The organism is Neobacillus sp. 19, assembly GCF_049463095.1.
Lineage (GTDB): Bacteria > Bacillota > Bacilli > Bacillales > Cytobacillaceae > Neobacillus.
The window spans coordinates 1-26630 of record NZ_JBMPZU010000072.1 but is presented as its reverse complement, the minus strand read 5'-3'; the positions used below and the strand labels follow the sequence as shown (position 1 = coordinate 26630).

Genomic DNA, 26630 nt, shown 5'->3' with positions numbered 1-26630 from the left:
GGCAACACGGATGCAAACGGAGGACATACTTGTAGGACTAATTGTGAGAAGTGGGGCCTCCAATACGGACAGTACCACTATCATAATGGCGGCAATTCAGGCGGAAGCACGGGTACAAGTGTAAGTACAAGCACAAGTACTTCAAAAACTGGGTGGCAGTATAATGGTGGTAGCTGGTATTACTACTCATCAGGGAAATTACATAAGGGTTGGTTAGCATCCGGAAATACATGGTTTTTCCTAGATTCTAAAGGAGTGATGCAAACCGGATGGATTCATACAGGTGGCGCATGGTATCACCTTAATCAATCAGGCGCGATGGAAACCGGGTGGATCTATGATGGCGCTTGGTATTATTTAAAGAGTAATGGAGCAATGTCCAAAGGCTGGTTAAAAGACGGAGGTACGTGGTATTACTTGCAATCCTCCGGGGCCATGAAGACAGGATGGCTTAAGGATGGAAATGCATGGTACTACTTAAAAGGCAATGGTGCCATGAAGGCAGGCTGGGAATTCGTATCAGGTCAATGGTACTATTTTGATTACAAATCTGGTGCAATGAAAACCGGCTGGCTCAAGGATGGTGCCTCTTGGTATTTCTTAAATGCTAACGGAGCGATGAAAACCGGATGGCTGCAGACAGGCAGCGATACGTATTATTTAGGTAAAAATGGTGTCATGCAAACGGGTTGGGTTCAGGTTGGCAACGACCAATACTATTTCTATGACAATGGAAATATGGCAGTTAATGATATCATTGACGGTATTATGGTAGGTATGGATGGCAAGGCAGTAGAATTAATCGACCCTGTCTATTTTAAAAATATAAAAGCAGTGGCTGATCGCTATGGTTATACCGTCGAGAAAAATATGGCTCTGGTTATTATTTATAATGGTGACGATTTAGTAGCTTTTGCAACAAAGCAATTTATCGGTGGACCAAGACAATACATTGATTTCCTCGCAGAAACAGCGCCAAAAATAGGGGCACCAGAAACGACAGAAAATATTAAACTCTATTTTGATCAAATTACAAACTCAAACAATCCAACTACTTACGAACGAGAGGACTTTAAGATGTTCTACGAACAACAAGACGACATGGTTGGTATTGTATGGGGAGATATGGTGAAGTTTAATTATTATCAAGAGTAGCAAAAAGAACAAATTGATTACTAGTTTCCATCTTCATTTGTTTGCGAGATGGTGGTGTTAGGGGCTGTGGGAATAGTCTGCGACATTTTTGTGTGGATTCTATACGTTTATGCAGCTTTGCTTGTAGGCAGTACCGACTTTGGATGCTGCCTATTTTTTATGCTTATACAAATGTAACCAATGCCGCTGCAGAGGGATCCTTGATTCTTTTTATAAGGATTTTTGAGACAAGTTTCTACAATCCTTTTAGACATTTGGGAAGAAAACTTGAGGCTCGGTGCAGGTTGCGGCACTTTTCAAACAAACATTTAATTCATTGCGGAATGACGGGAGATAGGTAGAAAAATGTATAATTCCGTGAAACTTGTTTGGTATTGAAAGATCATCGGTTATTTTCTGCAAATTTCCTAGGGAATTATCGACAATGTTTTTATAAGAATGGTTGTGGGAATTTATGTTTACCAAGACCTTGCTGCAGTTTCAAACAAATGTTTGAATAGTATAGCATATACGGATTTTCGTCGAAACGATGTCGATTCGTGAAAATAGAGGTGCAGATCTGCTAACCTCCATATTTAATTGCACCTTTCAACAATTTTTTTATCAATTGGGGTGGAAAAAGGTGTATCTATCAAGGATTTGAAGTGGTTTTAAATAAACGTTTGTTTGATAGGAATAATGACAGAAAAGGGTCGAGATGTGTCTGATCATGGGAGGGATTCAGAGCGTTTCTTTATTTATAAGTAATAAAGCCAGAAAATATTAGCCGAGAGCCAGCCTCTCTTTTTTATCGCCTCGTTTGTTATCCTATATGATGAATTTATAAACATAATTGCCGAAATTTATGAACACTTTTTAACATTCATGTAAGAATAGGGGAGAAAGAGCTGACCTTTAAAGAATTAATGAAGTATTTCAATAAAGGTGTTTTTTCAATTGCTAAACGATGATTCTACAAAAAGGGGCAGCAGCCAAACGCCAGTTAATGAACCTGGAAATGCCCCCATACTTACTGCACGGTAGTGAATCATTTTCTTTTTTGTATATCCGGCCACACCTGATAAGGAGTTTATGATCACAATGGAAATTCCTCATCCTGCAGCGATCGCGGGTTCCAAATGAAAAACAATGAGAAGTGCCAGCACAAAAATGAAGCCCCCGCGAGCAATCATTCCAACGCCTAAAATGATCAATCCCGTCGAGATTTTCATGACAAAACCCCCCTTAAAGGATATATTAAAGTTATCAAATAAATGGTATGTGTATAATCAAATTGTTTCATAGGGTATAACTAAATGTTATAACAATTTTATCAATCATTTTAATATTTATTATTTAGGAGTATTTTGATTTTAATTGATCCAATTATGGAACCTTATATGAAATAAGGGAGTAGGACGAGATGAATGCTGATAGTTTAAAAATGTTTTACTCAGTGGTTGAAGAAGGAAGTATTAGTAAGGCTGCACGTATAAACTTTGTCTCACAACCGGCTGTCACAAGGCAAAATTATCAGTTTGAAGAAAATTATGGGGCGCTAGTTTCAAAAAAGGGTTTAAGCCATTTTATCCGAAATGAATAAAAAATGGGGAAAATCACCACTAAATGTTTGTAAAACCAATTTATTCGTAGGTATTAAAATTATATTTTTAAAGAGATGGTGAATAATGAAGATAACCATTTACGACGTCGCGGAAAAAGCCGGGGTATCCATTTCAACAGTTTCAAGAGTAATTAACAATAGTGGAAGAGTAAGTGAAAAAACGAAACAAAAGGTACTTAATATAATAAGGGAGATGGGTTATCAGTCAGGTGTGGTTGCAACTGCATTAACGGGTACCCAAAATGTAACAGTAGGAATTATCATTCCGAATATAGAAAGTCCTTTGTATACTGAAATCGTTAATAAAGCAAATAGAATTGGTATGACACAAGGTTTTAATCTTTTAATCTGTAATACGGATAATAATCTCGATTTAGAAGAAAGGTATCTGCAATTATTAATACAAAAAAATGTAGATGGAATAATAATTGGTACAAATGCTACTACATATTCAAACTCCAGGCATCTACTGCTTGAAAACCTCCCTTGTGTTTTAATTGTCCAGGATATGCCCCAGGTAAAAATTGATGTTGTTTCAGTGGATGATTATTTAGGAGTGTACCAAGCGGTTACCTATTTCATATCACTAGGTCATCAAAAAATTGCGTGTATTTTAGGTAATGGAAAACGTATTAGTGATAATAATCGATTTCAAGCATACAAGCAAGCCATGCAAGATAATGAACTTGAATACGATGAAAAATTAGTTTATTACACAGATTATTCTATTGACGGAGGAAAATGCGCTGCGTTGGAACTTTTTAAAAATTCTCCAGCGGTAACTGCTGTTTTTGCGTACAATGAATTTCTCGCGACAGGGGTTTACCAAGCTGCCAAAGAAATAGGTCTAACTATTCCAAATGATGTTTCGGTAATAGGATTTGATAACACTATTTTAGGAAGGGTTTTAGACCCGCCGTTAACTACAATTGCCCACCCAACTGATGAAATTGTGGAACAGGCAATGGAATTATTAATGAGTGAAATAAAAGGAGCAAAAAAAATAAAGCAAAGGGTAATCTTACCTCCAGAGTTAATAATTCGTGGCTCGACAAATGAGATGGGAAAAATTAATTGGTAGAATAGTAGGTTGTTTTTTAGCTTTCAAAATGGTCAGCTCATTTTTTCAGAAGACTAGGCTTATTAACGGCCTTAATGCATTAAGCAGTCTAATTTTTGTACAATAACGTTTTTTTAGATGCCAGGCTGATGATAAAAGCCTGGCTATTTTTTATAATTATTCTTCTAAACCTTTGTTTTTTAAATTATCAAAATTTAATAAAGATTCCCAAAAATAGGTTGAAAAATGAAAATAATGGGGTTAAAATTAGATTTAGTTAGGTAAGCGCTTTCCTAAAATTATTTCGCAAATTTCTATTCTTTGCAAAAAAGAAAGAAATTTTCATTCTTAATTTAGAGAGGAGAATTAATTCCCAAAAATCTGAAATAGTTCTTTGCGTTGATATGTTGAGTTACCTTTTATACTGAAATTAAAATGTTATGAACTTCCTTAAGTTGTTTTTCTGACAATATCAGAAACTATAAAAATTATGGAGGAAATCTCATGCAAAGTAAAAAAAAACCTAATGTAATTGTGTTTTTTACTGACCAACAGCGTTGGGATACCACGGGTACCCATGGGAATCCATTAGGATTAACACCCAATTTTGATCGGATGGCAAAAACAGGAACTCATGTGAATCATTCTATTACGTGTCAACCTGTTTGTGGACCGGCAAGGTCATGTTTACAAACTGGCTTATATGCAACAACCACAGGGTGTTACCGAAATGAAATTCCATTACCGGAAAGTACAAAGACGCTTGCTCATTACTTTAAAAGTGAAGGGTATAGAACAGCTTACATAGGTAAATGGCATCTTGGCGGAGAAGATCCTGTCCCTGAACACCGTCGTGGCGGATACGAATTTTGGCTTGGTGCGGACACACTAGAATACACTTCAGATGCCTATGACACAGTTGTTTATGACAATCATTGCAATCCCGTTAAACTCCCCGGATATCGGGTTGATGCATTAACAGATGCTGCAATCCGCTACATCAATGAGAAACAAAATGAAAATTTCTTTCTATTTCTTTCATTTCTTGAACCGCATCATCAGAATCATCATGATAATTACCCCGCTCCCGATGGATATCAAGAGCGATATATTGGTGGATGGATTCCACCGGATTTAGCTGCTTTAGGAGGTTCAACCCACCATCATATTTCCGGATACTACGGAATGGTAAAGCGAATAGATGAGGCGTTAGGCAGATTAAGAGATGCTCTTAAGAGCTTAAGCTTAGATCAAGAAACAATCATACTCTTTACTTCTGATCATGGAAACCACTTTAAAACAAGGAATGATGAATATAAACGTTCTTGCCATGATAGTTCCGTAAGGGTGCCAACGGCCCTATATGGTCCGGGGTTTAATGGAGGAGGAGAAATTCAAGAACTTGTTAGTTTAATCGATTTACCCCCTACTCTTCTAGATGCTGCGGGTATACCTATCGCAGAAGATATGCAAGGTCGGTCTATCCTTCCGCTAATAAATGGCCATAAAGAGGATTGGCCGGAGGAAGCGTTCATCCAAATAAGTGAATCGCAAGTTTCCCGGGCGATTCGAACAAAACGGTGGAAGTATGCTGTAACAGCCCCAGACAAAGATGGATGGAATGATTCCTATTCAGAACATTATGTTGAGGAATACCTCTACGATTTGGAGGCAGATCCATATGAACTGGTTAATCTGATTGGATTTCAATCGCATTTAGCCATTGCCGACGCAATGAGGGAAAGATTGATTAAAAGAATGGCAGAGGCTGGAGAAATAGAGCCTATTATCGAAAAAGCACCTGTTAAACCTGCCGGTCCAAATGGACAACGCCGTGTATCCATAGATGAATATAGGCAAAAAGTTAAATTAGTTTAGGAAAGCATCAATGAAAGCATTCAAAAAATTGATAGAGTCGCTTTATAAAATAATACTAGGAGGGATATCCTTGAGAAAAGTTTTTTATTACCTTTTTGTTTTGGTATTAATATCTTCGGTGCTCGCTGGATGTATGAGCGGGGGGAAAATGGGGGGGCCTTCTGAAAGTACTTCTTCTTCTGGAGATAAAAATACAGATGCACAAGGGGGCAAAGAAATTTCTATCGCTCTTCATGATTCTCCGTGGAAAAAGGCAATTGAAAGTATTGTCCCGTTATATGAAAAAGAGACAGGGAATAAAGTTAAGCTTAATGTTTTTCCGTACAATGGTCTTTATGAGAAATATGTAACGGCATCGACTACAAAAAGTGACGAATTTGATGTTGCATTTGTTGATGTTGGTTGGACACCATTGCTGAATTCTGTTGGATATCTAACACCAATTAAAGAGGTTGACCCTAAGTTTTCACTAGATCCAGAAATTCTTGAATATAACTATTTTACTCGCTGGGATAAAGAAAAACAGTATCCTACCAAAGACGGTGATGTCGTAACACTTCCTGTTAATGGGAATTTGCAATTGTTGTATTATCGTAAGGATATCTTGAAGGACTTAGGAGTTGAACCTCCAAAAACTTGGGATGATGTTTTAAATATTGCAAAAAAGGTACACGATCCGAAAAAGGAAATGTACGGTTTTGTTACTGGAGGACAATCAGGAAATCGCGTATCGTATGATTTTCTGCCGTTTTTATATTCCCATGGGGGAGACATTTTAGCTAATCCTGCTGAGAAAGACTATACCGTTATTATTAATAATGATGCAGGAAAAAGGGCTGTTGATACATGGCTCGAGTTAATGACTAAATATGCGCCTCCAGGTATTGCTGATATTGGTCAATCTGACGTATTGTCCTATTTAGCAACTGGAAAAGCTGCAATGGGATTAACGGTGGCAGCACAATTCAGTTTTATGGATGATCCTAGCTATTCCGTTGTGAAAGATAAAATTGATTTTGTTGTCCCTCCAGCGGGAGAAGGTGGTACACCAGCAAGTACGAACGGTGCCTTCTTAATGGGAATTCCGCAAGGCAGTCAGAATAAACAAGGCGCACTAGATTTTATGAAGTGGCTTACCTCTAAGGAGGCTCAAATCGAATTTACAAAGTCAGGTGGTATCCCAGTAAGAAAAGATATCTATACATCTGAATTAGCAGACCAGCCTGAATTTAGATATCTTAAGGCAATGGAGGAAGCTGCAAAATATACGTACTCCCGTCCAGCTATCAAAAATTATACAGAATTAGAAGATCTGTTGGGACGTAGTCTGAACAAGATCCTTATTGGGGAGTTTACTCCTGAGAAGGCGTTGGAGGAAGTTACCAAATTTAAAGCTACAAGTAAATAAATAGAAATGAATGTCTGCGAGAATTTTTTCGCGGATATTCATTTTATTGTAAATGGAAAGGAGCAGTGGAATGGAAAATTTGCCTTTAGTAGTTTCAAAAGAGAAGACTATTAGAGAAAAGAAATTTAATTTTGATCGATTATTTCTTTTATTGATGATCTCACCAGCAGCCATCATTTTACTGATTTTTACCGCATTCCCTATTATCAATCTATTAAATTTAATGCTCAGTAAAGTAGAGTTATCAGATGCTACTTTTTCCATCGAATTCACCGGGTTTGAAAATATTTCAAGGTTACTAACGGATGCGGCATTTTTCTCTTCAATGGGCAAAACCTTAGTTTATATGGTAGGTAGTGTAGGTGGGGAAGTAATTCTTGGGACAGCTTTAGCGCTGCTTGTCAGTCAAGGTCTAAAAGTTTCAGGTCCCTTTAGAGCAATTCTGTTATTACCAATGGTTATTTCACCTGTAGCAGTGGGTTTAATTTGGAGATTAATGTATAACCCAGAGTTTGGTCTTTTCAACGCTGTATTAAAGGGTATGGGATTACCGACGGTTGGTTGGCTTTCTGACCCTAATGTTGCCATGGCTTCCATCATTCTTAGTGATATATGGCAATGGACGGCCTTTGTATATTTGATTGTTATTGCAGGCTTAGAATCCTTACCAAAAGATCCGCTCGAAGCTGCTGATGTAGATGGAGCATCTGCATGGCAAAAGTTTTGGCAGGTTACATTACCTATGCTTGCTCCTACCTTAATTGTAGCGGTAATGTTCAGGGCTATGGATGCATTAAAAGCATTTGATAAATTTGTTGTTTTAACATCCGGTGGTCCTGGAGATGCAACAGAAATAGCAAGTCTATATGCTTATAAAGTTACTTTCAGATACTGGGAAATTGGCTATGGGTCATTAATGTCATTCATACTGGTTGTTTTGGGTGCTTTAATTAGCTGGGGACTGAACAGAGTGATTTATAAAAAAGTGGGGGGTTCAAATGAATAAAAACAAAAAAGTATTAATCATGCGCTATATTGTTTTAGCTTTAGCAATTGTAATAACCATAATCCCTTTTATTTTTATAATTCTAACCTCCTTTAAGGACTTTATTTCCATTATGTCAAATAAAGTGTTATTTAGTCCGATTCTTGATAACTATAAGAATTTATTCTTTTCAAGGGGTTCTGATTATCCTCAGTTTCTTCAGAACAGTGTAATTGTTTCAGTCGTTTCAACAATTCTTTCCATGGTCATTGGGACAATGGGAGCTTATGCATTATCTTGGTTAAGAGTCCCATATAAGCTTGATGTTATTATTCTAACATGGTTGCTGGTTGTAAGGGTTATTCATCCTATGGCACTTGCGATTCCGTTCTTTTTTATCCTGAATAACTTTGGGCTTTACAATACTAAACTAGCCTTAATCTTGATTTACACTGCAATGAACATGCCGTTTACCATTTGGATGATGAAGGCGTTTTTTGATGAACTTCCAAGAAGTTTAGGCGAGGCCGCTGAAATTGATGGATGCTCAAAGTTTCAAATCTTCCGAATGGTCGCTCTGCCACTTGTAGGGCCTGGTATGGCAGCATCCGTTATATTTTGCTTCTTACTTGCTTGGAACGAGTTTTTACTAGCTTTAATACTAACATCTACACCAGATGCCATGACATTTCCGGTTGGCATTTCAAGGTTGGCTCAACAGTTTAACGTTAACTGGGGTGAAATGAGCGCCGCCGCAACTGCTTTCTCTATTCCAGTTTTCGTAATCGCATTAGTGGCACAGAAATACTTAGTAAAAGGTATGACAATGGGAGCAGTGAAAGGGTAACTAAAGATGAGAAGGTGAAATTACCCAAGCTACTATCATCTAAGAATCTGCTAAAACTTTTAGGAGGATCGTGATGAAAGCAATTGTTGTACTTGCAGATACGCTAAGACGAGACTTTTTAAGTATATATGAAAGTACACCGGTAAAAACCCCTAATTTGGAAAGACTTCAAAAAAGGTCAGTAACATTTGACCAGCACTGGGCAGGGTCACTTCCGTGTATGCCGGCAAGGCGTGACATGTTAACGGGCAGGTTGAACTTTTTAGAAAGAAACTGGGGGCCGATTGAACCTTTTGATGAAACACTGCCAAAAATTTTAGAGAAAAATGGAGTCTTTTCTCACATTGTTACAGATCACTATCATTATTTTGAAACAGGCGGAGAAAATTATTATCAGAGCTTTACAACTTGGGATTTTATTAGAGGTCAAGAGTTGGACCCTTGGGTTTCTCGAGTTTCTGATCAGGAACTGCCAGATCATATAGGCCGTTATCCGAAACAATATTATTTAAATAAAAGTAAATTTGTCGAGGAGAAGGATTTTACTACCCCAAAAACAATTCAATCCGCTGTTAACTGGCTCGAAGAAAATCAGCATGCAGATGATTACTTGATGTGGGTTGAGGTTTTTGATCCTCATGAACCGTTTGATGTCCCTAAAGAATACCTGAATTTATATGCGGATGACTATGATGGACCATGTTATTTATGGCCCGAATATAAGAGAAAAACGGAAGTGTCTTCAAAAGCATTGAAGCATTTATCTAATCGTTATGCCGGTTTGGTAACAATGGTTGATAATTGGATTGGTAAATTACTAGATACAATGGATCGTTTTAATATGTGGGAAGATACAATGGTTATTTTTACAACTGATCATGGAACATTGCTTGGAGAACATGATTTTCTCGGGAAAAATTACATGCCAATGTATAACGAAATTTCGCATATTCCATTAATGGTTCATTTACCTGGTGGAAAACATACAGGGAAGAGAATACAAGCTTTAACTCAAAATACTGATATTCTACCAACAATATTAGATTTTTTTGGGATTAAAAAGGAAGATTGCAGAAATCCAATCCATGGTAAATCTTGGTGGCCTTTGATAAATGATGAATCTGATAAACTTAGAGACTTCGCTATTTTTGGATGTTATGGCAAGAATGTCAATATAACAGATGGGAAATTTACTTATTTTAGGGCAGCTGCTAACGATGGTAATTTTCCGTTAAATTTATATACATCGATGCCAACAACCCTTAAACAATCTTTTAATAGTGATTTAATAAAAGATTTAAAAAAGATTGAGGCGGGGAGATTTTTAAAATGGACAGAATACCCTGTATTTAAAATTCCTTCAAATGAAATTTCAATTTCTGATGTGAGCCAGCGATTTAGTCAACGGGGCGAACATATCGGCGAAAATATGCTATTTGATCTTGAAAAAGATTATAAACAAAATAAACCTATTAAAGATCTAATGTTAGAAAAAAAATATATCGAAATGCTCTCACGTGCATTAACAGAAAGTGATGCACCAGAGGAGCAATTCATCCGGTTAGGTATATAAAAACTTCCACCATCTTTCATTATTTTTCCTTTCGTCTATTTAGAAAGTTTGCTAATTCTGCAAAATTTGACCTGAAGGAGGTATTTCTTATGAAGGCAATAATGGTTATGTTTGACTCTTTAAATCGCCACATGCTTCCTCCATATGGCTATGAGGATATATATGCTCCAAGCTTTAAACGTCTTCAGGAAAAAACAGTTACATTTGATCAGAGCTGGGTAGGAAGTATGCCATGTATGCCTGCGAGACGTGATTTGCATACAGGGCGATATAATTTCCTGCATAGAGGTTGGGGACCTCTTGAACCATTTGATAATTCCATGCCTGAAATCCTGAAAAATAATGGTATATATACCCATCTAATAACAGATCATCAGCACTATTGGGAGGATGGGGGCTACAATTATCATACTAGGTACAACAGCTTTGAATTTTCTCGAGGGCAAGAAGGGGATACATGGAAGGGGGTAGTGAAAAAACCTAAGTTTCCTCCTATGATTGGCGGCCATGATCTTCCAAGTGTCAACCATCACGATTGGGTTAATCGAAAATATATAACAAAGGAAGAAGATTTCCCTCAAGCGATTACTTTTGAAAGAGGGCTTGAGTTTATTAGGAAAAACTCTCAAGAGGATAATTGGTTTTTACAGATTGAAACGTTTGATCCGCATGAGCCATTTTATGCTCATGAAAAATATCGCAAATTATATGAACATGATTATAACGGACCGCATTTTGATTGGCCGAGATATGGAAAGGTCAATGAAACGCGAGAGCAGGTTCAGCATTGTGGTTTTGAATATAAAGCACTACTTAGTATGTGTGATGCATATTTAGGAAAAGTCCTTGATATGATGGATAAGCTGAATTTATGGGAAGACACAATGCTGATTGTAAATACCGATCATGGCTTTTTACTAGGTGAACATGATTTTTGGGGCAAATGTGTCCAGCCATTTTACAATGAGGTAGCACGGACACCATTGTTTATCTGGGATCCTCGAAGCAAAAGAATGGGAGAACGTAATGATTGTCTTGTCCAAATGATTGACCTCCCGCCAACGCTTCTCGAATTCTTTCATATCGAGATTCCTAAAGAAATGCAAGGAAAGCCATTGCGCGACACCATTGCAGCGAATAAGCCTGTAAGGGAAGCTGTTTTGTTTGGAATTCATGGCGGCCATGTAAATTGTACGGATGGGAAGTACGTTTATATGCGCGGCCCAGCGACAAATGATAATCAGCCTCTCAATAGTTATACGTTAATGCCAGTCCGGCTGCGTGAATTTTACAGTCTACAAACATTAAAAAATATTACACTAATGGCACCGTTCTCATTTACAAAAGGCATTCAAACAATGAAGATGAAATCAGAATCCGTTTATGATGTTGATTTCGATGCCTATAGGACGATGTTGTTTGACATTCAAGCGGATCCAGCTCAATCAAATTCTATTCATAATTCTGAAATCGAAAAGAAAATGATCAATCATCTGATTAATTTAATGGAAGAAAATGAAGCACCGGAGGAGCAGTTTGAACGTCTCGGATTAGAGGTTCATGCTCCTATTGCATAGGAGGGGTGGTATGACTAGTTGTATAGCTGTTAATAAAGAGTCTTTTGGGGTTATGTGGAAAACTGTTTCAGAGGCGTGTAATTTAAAATGTGATTATTGTTATTACAGTCGCTGTGGCGGAAATCCGGGAAAAATTAATCGAATTGATTCGAAGATTCTTGAGAAGTTTATCAAAGAATATATGGAAATAAACAATGGTGCAGCAGGATTTGTCTGGCAAGGGGGAGAACCGCTTCTTGCCGGACTGGACTTTTTTGAAGAAGTAGTATTTCTTCAGAGAAAATACGCTCCACCTTATGCGCATATCTCTAATTCTATTCAAACCAATGCTACTTTAATTACGGAAGAATGGGCGCAATTTTTTAAGCAATATCAATTTTTGGTTGGCGTAAGTTTGGATGGGCCAAAACAGATTCATGACGCTAGACGGATCACGGGATCTGGTAAAGGAAGCTTTGACCAAGTAATGCGAGGAATTGATTATCTTAAAAAATATGGAGTTAGTTTTAATATATTATCGGTCATTCACGAGGGAAATGTCGGTAATGCGAAAGAACTAATGGCTTTTTATGATAAGCAGGGATTCAGTTATGTTCAATTTATTCCATGTATGGATTTTCGCTCACAGGAAATTGACAAAGAGGGAAAATATTTAATCACTCCAGAAGAATTTGGCCAATTCTTGTGCGAAGCCTTTGATTATTGGTATAACCACGGAAATCCTCAAAGGTCTGTTCGATTCTTTGACAATCTATTAAGCATGTATCTTCATCAAGGAGCAGAGCTGTGTATTCACCGCGAAGCTTGCCCAAAGATGCTTGTATTAGAACAAAATGGTGATGCCTATCCATGTGATTTTTTCATTCATGAAGATTATAAGATAGGTAATATTGGTAATGATTCGTTAGAAGCCATATTAAACCATTCTTTATATGAACAATTTCTCAACTTGAAACCAACGCTCCCAGATAAATGTAAAAGCTGTGAATACTTAAATCTTTGTCATGGTGGTTGCCCAAGGAGTCGTGGTGATCAAGGGAAAGATGTAGATTATTTTTGTGAAAGCTATATGCAGCTCTATCGATATGCTGACAGCCGGATGAAGCATTTATCGGAAAAGGTAAGGATTAACTGGCTCCAAACAGCGGTAAAAAGAGGGGAAAAGTTTCCAAAAAGAAATGAGACCTGCTTATGCGGGAGCGGGGAAAAATTTAAAAAATGTTGTGGCCATCTTATAAACAATGTGATGTAAACCTATTAATAAGGTTTCGATATGACGATTTAGATTAGGTGGCTTGTTCCAACGATTTTTTAGACTCTAACTTAAGGGGGGCAAGTTTTGTGAATCAGATTCGAGTGGGTATTGTAGGATTAGGAAGATTGGGCAAAATACATGCGACTAATTTAGCTCAAAATGTTCCTGGAGCTGTTCTTGTAGCTGCTTGCAGTTTCAGTGATGAGGAGTTAGCGTTTGCCGCAACCGAACTAGGTATTGAAGAAATTTATAATTCTTATGAAGATCTGATTGCTAGCCCCAATTTAGATGCTGTATGTATTGTATCGCCCTCTGGCTATCATCCAGAGCAAATTCGGCAGGCAATGGAAAAGGGATTACACGTGTTTTGTGAAAAGCCAATTGGTCTAGATTTAGAAGAAATTAAAAGAACGGTACAGGTGATTCATGATCATCCGGAACAAATTTTTCAACTTGGGTTTAATAGACGTTATGATGAATCCTATCTATATGCAAAGAATTTAATAGATAATGGGGAATTGGGAGATCTGATGGTGATTCGCAGCTACGGCTTAGACCCCATCTCAGGTTTGAAAAGCTTTGTAAAGTTTGCTAAGGCGAGCAATAGTGGTGGTATATTTTTAGATATGTCCATTCATGATATTGACGTCATCAGATGGTTTACGAATAAAGAGGTCGTTCGGGTTTGGGCAATTGGTAAAAATTCTGCCTATCCTGAATTAGATCAACTTAATGAGTTAGAAACAGGCTCAGCGATGATGCAATTAGAAGATAAAACAATGGCCATCCTTGTGGCTGGCCGAAATGCAGTCCATGGATACCATGTAGAAACAGAAATCATCGGAACAAAAGGAATGTTACGGGTAGCATCTGTTCCTGAAAAAAATCTAGTTACTGTATTTAACGAAAATGGGGTTGTAAGACCTACTTCTCAAAACTTTCCTGAACGTTTTAGAGAAGCATATATTAGTGAACTGAAAGAGTTTATCGACTGTATCAAAGAAAAACGTCAACCAGGGATTAGCGCATATGATGGATTACAAAACACAGTTGTAGCTCTTGCTTGCCAAAAATCTTTTGAGACAAACCAAATTATTGAGATTTTATAAATTTTCATCCATCAGCAGTGAAACTGTCATGAACTTGAGGAGAATGTCATGAAGCCAACAATTTATGATGTAGCAAAAGAAGCAAACGTTTCAATTGCTACCGTATCCAAGGTTTTAAATAATACGGGCCGAATCAGTGAAAAAACAAAGAATAAGGTTCTTCAAATCATGAAAGAACTCGAATATCGGCCGAGCGGCGTAGCAGCAGCATTGACAGGAAAAAGAACGTATACTGTTGGCGTGCTTGTTCCGGATATAGCGAATCCATTCTTTGCTGAGGTAGCCCGTGAACTAGAAAATAATGCGCATGATTTAGGCTATACAATTATTTTATGTAGTACGGATTATCAAATTGAACGTGAGCATGACTATCTTGAACTTCTTTTAAAAAAGCAAGTAGATGGCATAATCATTGCAACGGAATCCAGGAATATCAATAAATTTAGAAATCTCCAAAATCGGAATATTCCTTGTGTTTTATTTTCAATAGATCATCTTTCTTTAGATTCGCACGTTGTAACTACAGATGATATCAGAGGTGGCTACCTTGCGGGACGTTACTTATTAGAAAAAGGACATCGGAATTTTGCTATTATTACAGAGCCTCAACGGGCAAGCGGCCGTTTACGTTTAGAGGGATTCAAGCAGTCCCTTATTGACGAAAGCGTAAATATGGAAAATGTTTTTATTGTTGAAGCAAAGTCTAAAATTGAAGAAGCAAAGAAAGCTGCCCGGCAAATTTTTAATTTGGAAAATAAACCGACAGCAGTATTTGCTACAACGGATTTAATCGCGGCTGTTTTTATTATTGAAGCCAGAAAAGCGGGAGTTTCTATTCCCCAAGATCTATCGATTATAGGTTACGATAACACGATTCATGCAGAATTATCAGACCCTGGCTTAACGACCATCGCCCAGCCAATTGAAGAATTAGCTAGTTATTCTATTCAAAAACTCCTTCATTCTATTGAAAGTCCTGACTCGCCAGTACATAGAATACTACTTGCACCTACTTTGGTTGAACGGGAGTCTGTAAGAGATTTAAATATAACTAAATTAAATCAATAAAGCTGCACGCTTAACTTAAATCGGCAGCTTTATATTTGAGCACTAGGTTAAGCGCTTAACTTAGATGAATGAAAATTATGCGCTTTGCCATCCAAAAAAAGGGAGGTAAATGTAATGGTATTAAATGTAGGAATCATTGGTGCAGGACGTATTGGGAAAATACATGTTGATAATTTAAGATGTATTCCGCAGGTTAGGGTCAAAAGTGTATCAGATATTGCAGTCGGTCACCTTCAATCATGGGCTAAAGAGAAACAGATTGAAGTTTTGACCACAAATTATGAAGACATTCTTAATGATAAGGAAATTCATGCTGTATTTATTTGTTCCCCTACAAATACACATGCAACGATAATAAAGGAAGCTGCTTCTTCAGGAAAAAATATTTTTTGCGAAAAACCTGTCAGCTTTTCCTTGGAAGAAACAAAAGAGGCACTCGAGGCCGTTGAAAAAGCCGGAGTAAAGCTCCAAGTTGGTTTTAACCGTCGATTTGACCCGAACTTCCGTAAAGTTCGCCAGCTTGTGCAGGAAGGAAAGATCGGGAATCCGCATATTTTAAGGATAACCTCACGTGACCCTGAGCCACCAAACGTTAATTACATAAAATCGTCAGGCGGACTATTCATGGATATGACGATTCACGATTTTGATATGGCCCGATACATCATAGACAGTGAAGTAATAGAGGTATTTGCAAATGGTGCCATTTTAGTTGACCCAGCCATTGGTGAAGCAGGCGATATTGATACTGCTATCATTACCTTGAAATTTGCAAATGGTGCCCTTGGAATTATTGAGAATAGCCGACGAGCAGCTTATGGATACGACCAGCGCTTAGAAGTCTTTGGTGACAAAGGTGCCGCGCAGGCGGATAACAACCGGGTGAACACGGTTGAGCTTTCTACTGCAGAACATGTGTCCAAAGAAAAACCGTTGTACTTTTTCCTCGAGCGATACGCACAGGCATACGTAGATGAGGTAAAAGAGTTTGTCACTGCGATTCTTGAGAATCAACCAATCATCTGTAGCGGTGTTGACGGTATTCAGGCTGAACGGATTGCAAAAGCAGCAAAAGAATCGTTGGAAACAGGGGTCCCAGTTAAGCTAGAGCAGATTGGTCAATCCACTGCAATCTATTAATCTTATTCCAGGATAGGATAGGAGGGGATGAACATGAATCCGCTCACATCTAAACAAGATAGATCGTTAGATTTGATAGCTTTGGAAGACTCTGTATTGATATTAAAGTATTACCATTAACCATGACATATGGCTATGATGCCTAGTGAAATTTTGGGGTTGCAGAGGTTTCGAATAAAGAAAGCGTTCAGGCTGCATATGAAAGAAAAAAAGCAAATTTAGAAAAAGCGCGTGCTTACTAATAGGGGGAGTAATCATGTTTGAGGGAAATCAAGTGAAATTAGCCATTGCGCCAATCGGCTGGACAAACGATGATATGCCAGAGCTTGGCGGTGAAGTAACATTTGAGCAATGTATTAGTGAGATGGCCCTTGCAGGATTTTCAGGAAGTGAAGTCGGAAATAAATACCCTCGTATCCCGGGGGTGTTAAAGAAAGCATTATCCTTAAGGGGCCTAGAAATCGCAAGTGCTTGGTTTAGTGCTTTTTTGACTTCAAAGCCATATGAGGAAACTATCAATGCTTTTATCGAACATCGGGATTTTTTACATGAAATGGGTGCAAAGGTTATTGTAGTATCTGAACAAGGCAAGAGCATTCAAGGAGGGATGGATACACCACTGTTTGAGAAAAAGCCTGTTTTTTCGGATGACGAGTGGAAGCTACTAGTCGAAGGGCTCCATCTTCTAGGCGACCTTGCTGCTGAAAAAGGTATGAAAATTGTCTATCACCATCATATGGGGACAGGAATTCAGACTACGGAAGAAATTGAACGACTGATGACAGAAACGATCCCTGATAAAGTATCGCTACTTTACGATACGGGACATCTTGTTTTTTCCGGTGAAAATCATTTACATGTTTTAAATAAATATATCCACCGTATTCATCATGTCCACTTAAAGGATGTACGGATCGAAGTGGCTAATAAGGTTCGTGAAGAAAAGATGAGCTTTTTACAGGCTGTAAGGGCTGGGGTGTTTACGGTGCCCGGAGATGGAGTTATTAGCTTTAAGCCAGTATTAGAGGCATTAGATCGGGCGGGGTACAAAGGATGGTTTGTTGTCGAGGCAGAGCAGGACTCTGCTATTGCTAATCCATTGGAATATGCTTTGAAAGCGCGCCGTTATATTCGTGATATAAGTGGACTATAAAGGAGTAAAATCGTGACATTAGTAAAAATGAAAGAATCCTCGAACATGCTGAGGTATGTCAGCACGGTGTTGGGGGCGTTTAGTGTTGCAAACATGGAAATGGAAATGGTGAGCGGTGCCAGCGGCTCCGAACAAAGAAAATCGTCGCGAATACACGGGAATCAAGCCGGAGGGAATTTTCTCTGTTATGGGTTATTTTCGTAGAAAAGGTAATTACATACTAATCGAAATTTTGCGTTAAACATGACCACGGTCTTGTGTATCTCCATTGAAGGGCGAAGGAATGATTATAGGAACGCTTCTTAAGAGGACAATAGGATGTTTTAACGCGAGAAAAGGCCCGACTAGCACATACGAAGGAGTCGGGCCTTTAGGTTATTTTATGGGTAAGATCTTTGCGTATAATTTTGGATGCCCAAGAAGAATGAAATCTCAATTATGGGCTGTAGAGGCATAATAGACTATTGATTATTTTGATATAACTCCTAATTTAATAACTTATTATACTTATAGTAAGGGATATGCATCATTAACCACATGGTAGGGTATAGGGCAAATTCCAGTTGTTTTGGGAGGAACACAATTTACAGAAGGGTTAAAAGGTTCCCCTCAAAGAAATGGATTTGTTTAGGTTTAAGCAAGGACTTAAAATCATGGAATAGAAGAAGAGACAGGTAAAGTAATAAAACGAGAAAATATTAACCGAGAGCCAGCCTCTCTTTTTTTATCCCTTCATTTGTTATCCTTTATGTTGAATTTATGAACACTTTTTAACATTCCTGTAAGAATAGAGGAGAAAGAGCTGACCTTTAAAGAATTAATGAGTTATTTCTATAAAGGTGGTTTTTCATGGCTAAAACGAGGAGTCTGCAAAAAAGTTCTTAAATTCGCCACAAGGGAAATTTGGCCTTTTGTTTAAATGTTATATAGAGATGAGAAAGGAGTGTGGGAATCGATGCGGCCAGGAGACAAAAAGGATTTCATTTTTATTCCTAAAACGGGTTTTATTGAAATTACAGTTGAAGAGAAGAAAAAACAAACTAGTGATTCCTTTCCTAAAAGGAAATCTTCCGATGTAACGGATGCTGATATTGAAATGATCATCAAATTAGATCAACAATATCCCGGAGGCACATTTTTTAAAAATGGTGACCGCTGGGAGGTGAAATATAAACCAGAAGGATATTAAGGGAACCATGGTTCTTCTTCAACAATAAAGGGTTCTGTCACGCTGTCTATATAGCGGGATGGAATCCTATTTATATGGGGTCACTATGACCATGGGGAACTTGTGATACTAAATAACTACCCGCGGCCCCGTTCCATTCTGTTTATAGTTCTATTTGATCAAATATTCAAAATTGCATTGACGTATCAATGTTAGCGGTTTAGTATGGGAGGAAATAATTGGTTTCATGTTACTAGATGATACTAGGCATGGAAAACAAAGCGGGAGCAATCTCGCTAGTTTTCCGTGCCTTTTTTATTTTTCCAAGATAGAGAATCCAGTAAAGCCAATTATAAAAAAGTCGATCAAAAGGAGGCCAAAGCACGGATCTTACCTTTTGATAGGAAGGTACCATTTGAAAACAAATTCAATTCAAAGAAGGAGTCGTAAAGGATGATTGGTTTAAAAAGTTTGAAAAGGGCGCTGGTCGTTTCTTCTGCCTTATTGTTATGTATCCCTAGTGTAAATGGGGTTACTAAGGCATCAGCAGCTAGCGAAGTCAATCTAGCAATTAACCCGAAACCACAGGAGTTAAAAGTAACTGAACAAGGTTTTCCGCTTACACCGAAAGTGGGAATTGTTGTAGGGGAAGAAACCGATGAACATGCAGTGAGTGAGGTTGTTCAAACGCTGGAAGCAGCAGATGTAATACAAATTATTCGTTATAACGCGGGTGAAAAGGTCACTACACCTGTTACTGTATGGATTGGCGGCCCTTCTGAAAATGCGGCTTCCGCAAAAGTGCTGGAAGATATGGGTATTGAAGGTCCAGAAGCATTGAAGGATGAAGGCTATGTCCTTGCCTCAAGCAGCAAAGGTAAAAAACAGATTGTACTAGCGGGAAAGGACCAGACAGGAACCTTCTATGCGGCAAAGACGTTTGCACAAATGATTCAAAAACAAGAAGGCAGGGATTGGTTTCCTCAGGCGGAAATCCGTGACTGGCCTGACATGACGATTCGGGGTTCCATCGAAGGATTTTATGGACCGCCTTGGACACATGAGGATCGCTTAAATCAGTTGGAATTCTATGGAGAGAACAAGCTGAATACATACATTTACGCACCAAAGGATGATCCCTATCATCGGGAAAATTGGCGCGAACCTTATCCGGAAAAAGAGTTGGCACGAATCACTGAACTAATTGAGAAGGCGCAGGAAAACCATGTGAAGTTTACTTTCTCCCTTTCACCGGGTCAATCCATTTGCTATTCAGGGGATCAGGATTTTGAATTGCTGAAGGAGAAGATGGAAAAGATGTGGGGCTTAGGGGTAAACTCCTATGCTATTTTCCTGGATGATATTGATAAAAACTTACATTGTGAACAGGATCAAGTGAAATTTGGCGAAGATGCGGACCCGATTGCTGCAGCCCATGCCTATCTGTTGAATCGTTTTACGAAAGAATTTATCGACACACATCAGGGGGCAGAGCGGCTGATTACTGTTCCAACAGATTATGCCGGAAATCAATCTAACACCTACCGTGAGCGCTTTGCCGATTTGCTCGATAAGGATACGCTCGTTATGTGGACGGGACCGGATGTGGTTGCCAAACAAATCACAGCAGAAGATGCACAGCAGGTAAGGGATATTTTTAAACATGATTTGTTGTTATGGGACAATTACCCGGTGAACGATTTCGAACGGAATCGAATCTTCCTCGGTCCGCTTGATAAAAGAGATACGGAATTAACGAAGCACGGTGTAGAGGGCTTAACGGCGAATCCAATGAATGAAGCAGAAGCTTCGAAGATTCCATTATTTACAATTGCTGATTACTCATGGAATCAGGGCGGCTATAACCCAACCGATTCGTGGGAGCGCAGTATCCAATCATTTGGCGGCAAGGCGGCAGATGCCTTGAGAACATTTGCGGAAAATTCGTATTCATCAACGATTGATAATAAGGATTCCTTGACCTTAACACCACTGATTGAAGCGTTCTGGAAAGCCTATGGGACCAATGATATGGAGCAGGCTGCCAATAGGCTCCTAGCTGAATTTGAGAATTTGAGTTCTGCACCAGAAAGACTGCGTCAACAACTGGATAATGAGAAATTTCTAAATGAAACAAAACCGTATTTAGAAAAGATTGAACTATACGGGGAAGCGGGTCAATTGGCTGTTAAAGGCTTACTAGCGGACAAATCAAATGACTTAGAGGCAGCGGTGCAATACAAAGAACAATTGAAGTCTTTATTGAAAGAGATCGATGCGATCCCGCAAAAAATTGGAGAGTCTGCGCTCAGACCGTTCCTTGTACAAGGTATATGGGGCCAAAATGTAAAGTCTAGAGCATTGGACGGCGTCAATGCAAAACGGGGAGCCGATCAACTGATTCAATATACACCAGAGCACGGGGAGACCACAAGAACCAATCCATATGGCTATGAAGTAACCGTGGAAGACGGGATCGTTGTAAAAAGAGGCGGCAATAATTCCGCCATCCCAGATAACGGATTTGTATTAAGTATCCATAACAGCAATTGGATGGAAAGAAATTGGCTTGATCTCCATGCCGTTATTGGTGCAAAGGTCCTTGTAGAAAATGGACAAGTACTCATCACCCCGCCTGTAGAAAAGTAAGACCGGGGGGTGCCAGGTGCCAGGGGGACGGATCTGCGGGCTTTTCTTAAAGGAAAAGACCACGAAACGTCCCAGTGGTTTCTAACTGATAATGCTTGTCCCTTCAATAACGACGTTGCAGATAATTTTCACCTGCAGATTTTGATAATCGGCTTCCCATTTTTTATAATCAAACCCCCGATTCCTGCTTTTATAAAAGTGGCCTAATCCAATCGGGTCGATGTTTTGTTGCTGGAATTGCTTGACTAGCTGTAAGCATTCCTTTTCCACTTCCTTTTCTAGCTCTTCCTGAATCTTTTTTATATCCTTTGTTACCAGTTTCTTTCCTGTATATTCTTGGACGGCTCCCTTGATTTTAATCTGAATGGTCAAGTGGGAGGGGTTATTTTCTGCTATTTTAAATATATGTTTGGAACGGATGCTTCTAATGGATGCCTTCGCATCGGTTTCCTTCGAGATTGAAAAATTCCCCTGACTGTACTTGTCTACCAGCAGCTTGAAGAAAAACAGTTTTTCAATCGGAATGACAGTGACCACTTTATCCTCTTTAAACAGGCTAAGCCCGCTGATTTCAACTTGGGTATCACTGGTTTTCTTTAATCTGGGAAGATAAATATCTTTTCCTTTTTGATAATAATCACGCAATAACAAATGGAGATTCATTTTGGGTAAATCTTTACTCTTTATATTGTTATCGAGAAGATTGTACAAATGATTTCCGCTTCCGATTGTTCCATATTCTCCTTGTAAAATAGTCTCCGCTCTCCCTTCGGCGGTGGCAAAAAAGTTTCTGGCTCCGATGGACACATCCCTTTGATATACATCCAATATATCTTTTATGCCGCGTTTTCCGAGCTCCTCCCCAATCACTGTTATGGCCAAACCGCCGGTGACAAGAGGCTGGGGGGATTGTTTATTCGCCTTTATTAAAAGATCTCTTCTTAAAGTCGCTTTTGAGGTAAAGGTTTGATTGATAATACTTTTATCAGGCTTGAAATTTTGTGTTAAAAACGTGCCAATCATTTGACCACCTGATTGGTCGAAACCGACACCAGTGACGATATTAATATCATCAATGATTTTTTTTTCAATACATCCTGACAGAGGAATTAGTAAGAATACACAGAAGATCAGTCTTGTCATTTTTGCTTCACCCTCTTCGCAATCTGGACGGTAATGAATAATAAAGGAATGTACAGCATCGTAAAAGCAAACCCTATTTTCGCCACAATCCGATTTAAGAAGTCAATTTGTTCCCGTGTGTGAATGAAATTAATAGCAGCTAATTGGGCGATAATGAACATATACATCCCTTTTTTTTGGTTAATCGGAAAGATCCTTTTTATGAGCCTGGAGCCAATCCAGATCGAGATACAAACATTGGGAAGGATAATTAAATTCCAGTTGGCAATTCCGATGAATTCAAAGCGATCGACAAAGGATAGCTTTACAATTTTCCACATTGACAATGTCGGCCACAATGCCTTTTGCAGCTGTCCTTCCGAAAAATAGGCAAACGAAATAATCGCAAAAATCGTCAATAGCAGTGTGGTCGTTAGGACAGCCAAATGAGCCCATTTTTTCGATTTTTGCGGATCCTTTATAAACGGGTAAAGAAACAGCACGATTTCAAAGCCGATAATGGAAAGGGTCATCTGAAAAGATCCTTTTAGCAAATCTGTTACAGAATGGTCCCAAATAGGCAGTAAACTTTCAAAGTTAGAAAAGGGTATATTGAAGCTGAACGTTAACAGTAAGTAAGACGGCAGAACAAGGGAGAAGAAGGCGATTCCAACGATTGTTCTGAGTCCGCTGAACACAATATACATACAAAGCACTAAAAAGAAGAAGGTGAACCAGAAAATGCTTAATTCCGGAAACATCCAAATTTGAATGATTTCAATGAATGTACGAAGAGTAGCCAAAGAATGCAAAAGGAAATAGCCAATAAGCGGAAAACTGAGTACCTTCCCGAGCAAATTCCCTGCTACATACGTATGGGCCGTTACCAGATCTCCGTTAACGGTTTCAGCAATTTTAAACATCATCCAAAGAATCAAATGAAGACATAAACCGGTAAACAGGATTGAAATCCAGGCATCATAGCCGGCATGTTTGGCAATTCTGCGCTGAAAGTCAAAGGTACCGAGTCCGAGTTGCATGGCCATAATCGCGTAAAAAATCAAGAAAGGGGAGATTTTCAGCCTGTCAGGAATGGTTTGCTCATTTCTCATCGGTCCACCTCCCAATTTATTCCTTGTCCGTTATTCATTCCTCAATATCCTTTTTCCTCTTTGCCCTTTTCTTACTATAGCGGTAAGGATTTTCTGTTTTTAGAAATTGCGGCCTTATTGCCAGTTCGCTAAATGGTAAGCGGATGAGGGAATCCTTTAAATCAGACACCCTTGGCGGATAAAAAGGCTCTAAAAACGGCCTGTCAAGAGAAGTAAGCCGAATTAAATGAGTCAATAAAATACAAAAACAAAATACAATCCCAAGCAGCCCCCATAAGTGTGCAAAAAATAAAAATGGGAAGCGAAGGATCCGGATGGTATTGCCCATCTTGTATATAGGTGTTGTAAAGGAAGAAAGGGCTGCAAGGGCAATCAGAATGAGCAGAACATTACTTGTAAGGCCGGCTTCAACCGATGCCGTCCCAATCACGATTCCTCCCACGATCCCAATGGTCTGCCCTACCTTTGTTGGCAGCCTCGCCCCCGCCTCCCTTAACAATTCAATCGTCAATTCTAAGAACAAAGCCTCCAGGACAGGGGGAAAGGGAACAATCCTCCTTGATGAAATTAATGTGCCTAATAGGTCATGGGGAATAATTTCATAATGATAGGTAAGCACTGCCACATAAAGGGGGGTTACCAAGATGGAAAAAGCAACGGCAAACACCCTCAGTAATCTGAAAAAGGAAGCGATCATCCAATTTAAATAATAATCTTCGAAGGCACTGAAAAAATTAACAATAGTAGTCGGCGTAAGCAACACACTCGGTGAACCGTCTACACAAATGGCTACCTTTCCTTCGGCTAAAACCGCCGCGACTCTGTCCGGCCTTTCTGTATCTAAAAACTGCGGAAAAGGTGAATTCGAGTTATCGGCTATCAGTTGTACGAGATAAGAACTATCCGTAATGGCATCAAATTCAACATCCTTCAAACGCTGTCTGACGGTATTGACATTCTCCTGATTCGTAATCCCTTCAATATGTAGGACGGCAATCTTTGTTTTCGATAGACTTCCAACGGTAAACTCTTCCACTACTAACTCTTTGATCGGCAATCTTTTTCTGATTAAGTTTACATTTGTCTCCATGGATTCCACAAAGGCTTCTTTTGGTCCAATAACAGAAATCTCTACTTCTGGTGATGTGACAGGACGGGTCTTTTCCTTTTTGGCCGCAATAAAAGCGAAACGCTTTTCCTCTGTTTCAAGGGACAGCAGCACATAGCCCTGGCATAATGTATCTTCAATTTTGGAAGGATCCCCACAGAGTTGAACATCTTCAAGTGGGACGATTTTCTTTAGATCAGCAATCGACTGAAACTCTCCTTCTAGTAAAGGAGAAAGGATCCCCTTCTGCACGATTTCCTCATCCACTAAAGTCGTTATAAATGTAAGGCAAAACTGTACATTTGTTTTTGGATGATCATAAAAGGCCTTTTTAAAGTCCTTCGATTTTGCAATTGTTTGTGTCCAGTCTTGTTTTTCACTATGTACGGGTTCGCTCTTTGGTTTCAACCATCTTTTCACGCATCATCACCATCTATTTCGGGTTACCATTATTGTTACCGTAATTGGAAGAACTATGAATAGAAGGTGCACTGTGGTCAAGCTCACGATTGTTATTCGCATTCAAATTGATTTAAAATCAGATAGAGGTTTCTATTTATTTTGGGGGGTGAAAAGTTAGGTGCAATTGAGGCGGGCGGAACAAAGTTTGTTTGTGCCGTTTGTCTGGGCGATGATGCCGGCATGATCGGAGCCTTATTACTTGCAGACAGAGCTTTGACAGAGACATAAACACTTTTTTAAAAAATGAGGTGAGGAAAATGGTTTGGAAGATTACTAATTCTAGTAAAAAACAGGTGGATCGATATGGGATCACAATTGATCAGGTCGTTCTTCCTAACGGTGAGGAAAAGACATTTTCCTATTTAAATATTACAAAGGGTGTCTGCATCCTGCCCATCACGGAAAATCATGAAGTGGTTTGTTTGAAACAATACCGTCATGCGGTAAAGAGCTGGCAATGGGAATTACCTGCCGGGATGATAGATGGCGATGGCATCCCGCTTGAGGTCGCGAAAAAAGAGCTTGAGGAAGAGACGGGCTATGTGGCTGAGCATTGGCTTGATTTAGGAAGCTTTTATCCATCTGCCGGATCGACGACGGAGGAGATCTTTTTATTTGCTGCGGCAGGCTTAACTCCAACCCAGCAAAAATTAGAAAACAGTGAACAGATTGAATTACATACCGTTACGATGCAGGAATTGAAGGATATAATCAGTAATGGCGATTTTAAGCATGGCGCCGGTCTTGCGGCAGTTTTACGATATAAATTTAAGACGGATTAATTTAGAGGGAAGTTTTCTGAAACCGCTATTTTTAAAACCAGTTTTTAAGGGGAGAATTTGGGGCGGTACCGTTTTAAAGGAAGAGTTCGGCTATGACATTCCAACTGAACATACCGGCGAGTGCTGGGAGATTGCTGCTCATCCAAATGGCCCTTCAGTGATTGAAAATGGACGATATGCGCGCGTGACGTTGGATCATCTGTAGTGAGTGAAGCAAGGGGCCGGTTGGTTGCCTTGCTTCATTTTCGTATTCAGATGAAGGCAATGTCCTTTATTGGATGCATAACGCCCCGCGATTTTATTGGAAATGAAGCCAATGCCCCTTATTGGATGCATATCGCCCTGCGATTTGATTGGAAATGAAGCCAATGCCCCTTATTGGATGCATAACGCCCCGCGATTTTATTGAAAATGAG

General features: G+C 39.1%; 23 protein-coding genes and 1 pseudogene. 20 read left to right on the top strand and 4 right to left on the bottom strand.

Features of this window, described 5'->3' with window-relative positions; translation table 11 throughout:
- Positions 1-1155, top strand: a pseudogene (locus ACO1D1_RS22975) (hypothetical protein); the annotation flags it as partial.
- Positions 1156-2087: 932 nt separating this feature from the next.
- On the opposite strand, the gene ACO1D1_RS22970 reads toward ACO1D1_RS22975, so the two are convergent.
- Positions 2088-2234 carry a hypothetical protein gene (locus ACO1D1_RS22970; RefSeq protein ID WP_423337275.1) on the bottom strand — a complete coding sequence of 49 codons (147 nt, stop codon included), beginning with the start codon at positions 2232-2234 and terminating at the stop codon, positions 2088-2090.
- Between the two features lie 323 nt (positions 2235-2557).
- On the opposite strand from ACO1D1_RS22970, the gene ACO1D1_RS22965 reads away from it, so the two are divergent.
- The 16 genes from ACO1D1_RS22965 to ACO1D1_RS22890 all read left to right on the top strand — a co-directional run bounded on the left by ACO1D1_RS22965 (position 2558) and on the right by ACO1D1_RS22890 (position 21628).
- The gene (locus ACO1D1_RS22965) at positions 2558-2737 is read left to right on the top strand and encodes a LysR family transcriptional regulator (RefSeq protein ID WP_423337274.1); all 180 of its coding nucleotides are present in this window, start codon (positions 2558-2560) and stop codon (positions 2735-2737) included.
- An 85-nt stretch (positions 2738-2822) separates the two neighbouring features.
- Complete coding sequence (locus ACO1D1_RS22960; RefSeq protein WP_423337273.1) at positions 2823-3839, top strand: LacI family DNA-binding transcriptional regulator; 1017 nt, start codon at positions 2823-2825, stop codon at positions 3837-3839.
- A 483-nt stretch (positions 3840-4322) separates the two neighbouring features.
- Entirely contained in the window at positions 4323-5696 is a 1374-nt protein-coding gene (locus tag ACO1D1_RS22955) for a sulfatase-like hydrolase/transferase (RefSeq protein ID WP_423337272.1), read from the top strand.
- Positions 5697-5706: 10 nt separating this feature from the next.
- Positions 5707-7104, top strand: a complete 1398-nt coding sequence (locus ACO1D1_RS22950; RefSeq protein WP_423337271.1) for an extracellular solute-binding protein — start codon at positions 5707-5709, stop codon at positions 7102-7104.
- A 70-nt stretch (positions 7105-7174) separates the two neighbouring features.
- Positions 7175-8110 (top strand): carbohydrate ABC transporter permease, encoded by a 936-nt coding sequence (locus ACO1D1_RS22945; protein ID WP_423337270.1) that lies wholly within the window; start codon positions 7175-7177, stop codon positions 8108-8110.
- Complete coding sequence (locus ACO1D1_RS22940) at positions 8103-8936, top strand: carbohydrate ABC transporter permease (RefSeq protein ID WP_423337269.1); 834 nt, start codon at positions 8103-8105, stop codon at positions 8934-8936. Before ACO1D1_RS22945 ends, ACO1D1_RS22940 begins: the two co-directional genes overlap by 8 nt.
- A gap of 73 nt (positions 8937-9009) precedes the next feature.
- Entirely contained in the window at positions 9010-10509 is a 1500-nt protein-coding gene (locus ACO1D1_RS22935; RefSeq protein WP_423337268.1) for a sulfatase, read from the top strand.
- An 89-nt stretch (positions 10510-10598) separates the two neighbouring features.
- Positions 10599-12086: a sulfatase gene (locus ACO1D1_RS22930; protein ID WP_423337267.1), complete on the top strand. Its 1488-nt coding sequence runs from the start codon at positions 10599-10601 to the stop codon at positions 12084-12086.
- Between the two features lie 10 nt (positions 12087-12096).
- Positions 12097-13338 carry an anaerobic sulfatase maturase gene (locus ACO1D1_RS22925; RefSeq protein WP_423337266.1) on the top strand — a complete coding sequence of 414 codons (1242 nt, stop codon included), beginning with the start codon at positions 12097-12099 and terminating at the stop codon, positions 13336-13338.
- An 89-nt stretch (positions 13339-13427) separates the two neighbouring features.
- Positions 13428-14450 (top strand): inositol 2-dehydrogenase, encoded by a 1023-nt coding sequence (iolG, locus tag ACO1D1_RS22920; protein ID WP_423337265.1) that lies wholly within the window; start codon positions 13428-13430, stop codon positions 14448-14450.
- A gap of 48 nt (positions 14451-14498) precedes the next feature.
- Positions 14499-15518, top strand: coding sequence for a LacI family DNA-binding transcriptional regulator (locus tag ACO1D1_RS22915; RefSeq protein WP_423337264.1), 1020 nt, complete (start codon positions 14499-14501; stop codon positions 15516-15518).
- A gap of 114 nt (positions 15519-15632) precedes the next feature.
- Entirely contained in the window at positions 15633-16658 is a 1026-nt protein-coding gene (iolG, locus tag ACO1D1_RS22910) for an inositol 2-dehydrogenase (protein ID WP_423337263.1), read from the top strand.
- Between the two features lie 256 nt (positions 16659-16914).
- Positions 16915-17811, top strand: a complete 897-nt coding sequence (iolE, locus tag ACO1D1_RS22905; RefSeq protein WP_423337262.1) for a myo-inosose-2 dehydratase — start codon at positions 16915-16917, stop codon at positions 17809-17811.
- Positions 17812-17823: 12 nt separating this feature from the next.
- The gene (locus ACO1D1_RS22900) at positions 17824-18015 is read left to right on the top strand and encodes a hypothetical protein (RefSeq protein WP_423337261.1); all 192 of its coding nucleotides are present in this window, start codon (positions 17824-17826) and stop codon (positions 18013-18015) included.
- Between the two features lie 751 nt (positions 18016-18766).
- A complete protein-coding gene (locus tag ACO1D1_RS22895) occupies positions 18767-19000 on the top strand; it encodes a hypothetical protein (protein WP_423337260.1) in 234 nt (77 codons plus the stop codon).
- Positions 19001-19432: 432 nt separating this feature from the next.
- The gene (locus ACO1D1_RS22890; protein WP_423337259.1) at positions 19433-21628 is read left to right on the top strand and encodes a beta-N-acetylhexosaminidase family protein; all 2196 of its coding nucleotides are present in this window, start codon (positions 19433-19435) and stop codon (positions 21626-21628) included.
- 81 nt (positions 21629-21709) lie between these two features.
- Here the strand turns inward: ACO1D1_RS22890 and ACO1D1_RS22885 are convergent, their stop codons facing one another.
- The 3 genes from ACO1D1_RS22885 to ACO1D1_RS22875 are packed head-to-tail and all read right to left on the bottom strand — an operon-like array spanning position 21710 to position 25390.
- On the bottom strand, positions 21710-22771 hold the full coding sequence (locus ACO1D1_RS22885; RefSeq protein ID WP_423337258.1) for a Ger(x)C family spore germination protein: 1062 nt from the start codon (positions 22769-22771) through the stop codon (positions 21710-21712).
- Positions 22768-23862, bottom strand: coding sequence for a GerAB/ArcD/ProY family transporter (locus ACO1D1_RS22880; protein ID WP_423337257.1), 1095 nt, complete (start codon positions 23860-23862; stop codon positions 22768-22770). Before ACO1D1_RS22880 ends, ACO1D1_RS22885 begins: the two co-directional genes overlap by 4 nt.
- Positions 23863-23896: 34 nt before the next feature.
- Positions 23897-25390 (bottom strand): spore germination protein, encoded by a 1494-nt coding sequence (locus ACO1D1_RS22875; RefSeq protein WP_423337256.1) that lies wholly within the window; start codon positions 25388-25390, stop codon positions 23897-23899.
- 141 nt (positions 25391-25531) lie between these two features.
- On the opposite strand from ACO1D1_RS22875, the gene ACO1D1_RS22870 reads away from it, so the two are divergent.
- Genes ACO1D1_RS22870 through ACO1D1_RS22860 form a run of 3 tightly spaced genes read left to right on the top strand, consistent with a single transcriptional unit; the run spans position 25532 to position 26419 of the window.
- Positions 25532-25660 (top strand): hypothetical protein, encoded by a 129-nt coding sequence (locus ACO1D1_RS22870; RefSeq protein WP_423337255.1) that lies wholly within the window; start codon positions 25532-25534, stop codon positions 25658-25660.
- 29 nt (positions 25661-25689) lie between these two features.
- A complete protein-coding gene (locus ACO1D1_RS22865) occupies positions 25690-26214 on the top strand; it encodes an NUDIX domain-containing protein (RefSeq protein WP_423337254.1) in 525 nt (174 codons plus the stop codon).
- Positions 26150-26419: a type I phosphomannose isomerase catalytic subunit gene (locus ACO1D1_RS22860; RefSeq protein WP_423337253.1), complete on the top strand. Its 270-nt coding sequence runs from the start codon at positions 26150-26152 to the stop codon at positions 26417-26419. The genes ACO1D1_RS22865 and ACO1D1_RS22860 overlap by 65 nt, the downstream gene beginning before the upstream one ends.
- Positions 26420-26630 lie beyond the last annotated feature (211 nt).

Coding starts and splice junctions, on each gene's coding strand:
- ACO1D1_RS22865 (WP_423337254.1), top strand. CDS start 25,690: ATGGTTTGGAAGATTACTAATTCTAGTAAAAAACAGGTGGATCGATAT.
- iolE (WP_423337262.1), top strand. CDS start 16,915: ATGTTTGAGGGAAATCAAGTGAAATTAGCCATTGCGCCAATCGGCTGG.
- ACO1D1_RS22880 (WP_423337257.1), bottom strand. CDS start 23,862: ATGAGAAATGAGCAAACCATTCCTGACAGGCTGAAAATCTCCCCTTTC.
- ACO1D1_RS22890 (WP_423337259.1), top strand. CDS start 19,433: ATGATTGGTTTAAAAAGTTTGAAAAGGGCGCTGGTCGTTTCTTCTGCC.
- ACO1D1_RS22860 (WP_423337253.1), top strand. CDS start 26,150: ATGGCGATTTTAAGCATGGCGCCGGTCTTGCGGCAGTTTTACGATATA.
- ACO1D1_RS22950 (WP_423337271.1), top strand. CDS start 5,707: ATGAAAGCATTCAAAAAATTGATAGAGTCGCTTTATAAAATAATACTA.
- ACO1D1_RS22940 (WP_423337269.1), top strand. CDS start 8,103: ATGAATAAAAACAAAAAAGTATTAATCATGCGCTATATTGTTTTAGCT.
- iolG (WP_423337263.1), top strand. CDS start 15,633: ATGGTATTAAATGTAGGAATCATTGGTGCAGGACGTATTGGGAAAATA.
- ACO1D1_RS22930 (WP_423337267.1), top strand. CDS start 10,599: ATGAAGGCAATAATGGTTATGTTTGACTCTTTAAATCGCCACATGCTT.
- ACO1D1_RS22935 (WP_423337268.1), top strand. CDS start 9,010: ATGAAAGCAATTGTTGTACTTGCAGATACGCTAAGACGAGACTTTTTA.
- ACO1D1_RS22915 (WP_423337264.1), top strand. CDS start 14,499: ATGAAGCCAACAATTTATGATGTAGCAAAAGAAGCAAACGTTTCAATT.
- ACO1D1_RS22895 (WP_423337260.1), top strand. CDS start 18,767: ATGCGGCCAGGAGACAAAAAGGATTTCATTTTTATTCCTAAAACGGGT.
- ACO1D1_RS22955 (WP_423337272.1), top strand. CDS start 4,323: ATGCAAAGTAAAAAAAAACCTAATGTAATTGTGTTTTTTACTGACCAA.
- ACO1D1_RS22885 (WP_423337258.1), bottom strand. CDS start 22,771: ATGACAAGACTGATCTTCTGTGTATTCTTACTAATTCCTCTGTCAGGA.
- ACO1D1_RS22945 (WP_423337270.1), top strand. CDS start 7,175: ATGGAAAATTTGCCTTTAGTAGTTTCAAAAGAGAAGACTATTAGAGAA.
- ACO1D1_RS22925 (WP_423337266.1), top strand. CDS start 12,097: ATGACTAGTTGTATAGCTGTTAATAAAGAGTCTTTTGGGGTTATGTGG.
- ACO1D1_RS22960 (WP_423337273.1), top strand. CDS start 2,823: ATGAAGATAACCATTTACGACGTCGCGGAAAAAGCCGGGGTATCCATT.
- ACO1D1_RS22965 (WP_423337274.1), top strand. CDS start 2,558: ATGAATGCTGATAGTTTAAAAATGTTTTACTCAGTGGTTGAAGAAGGA.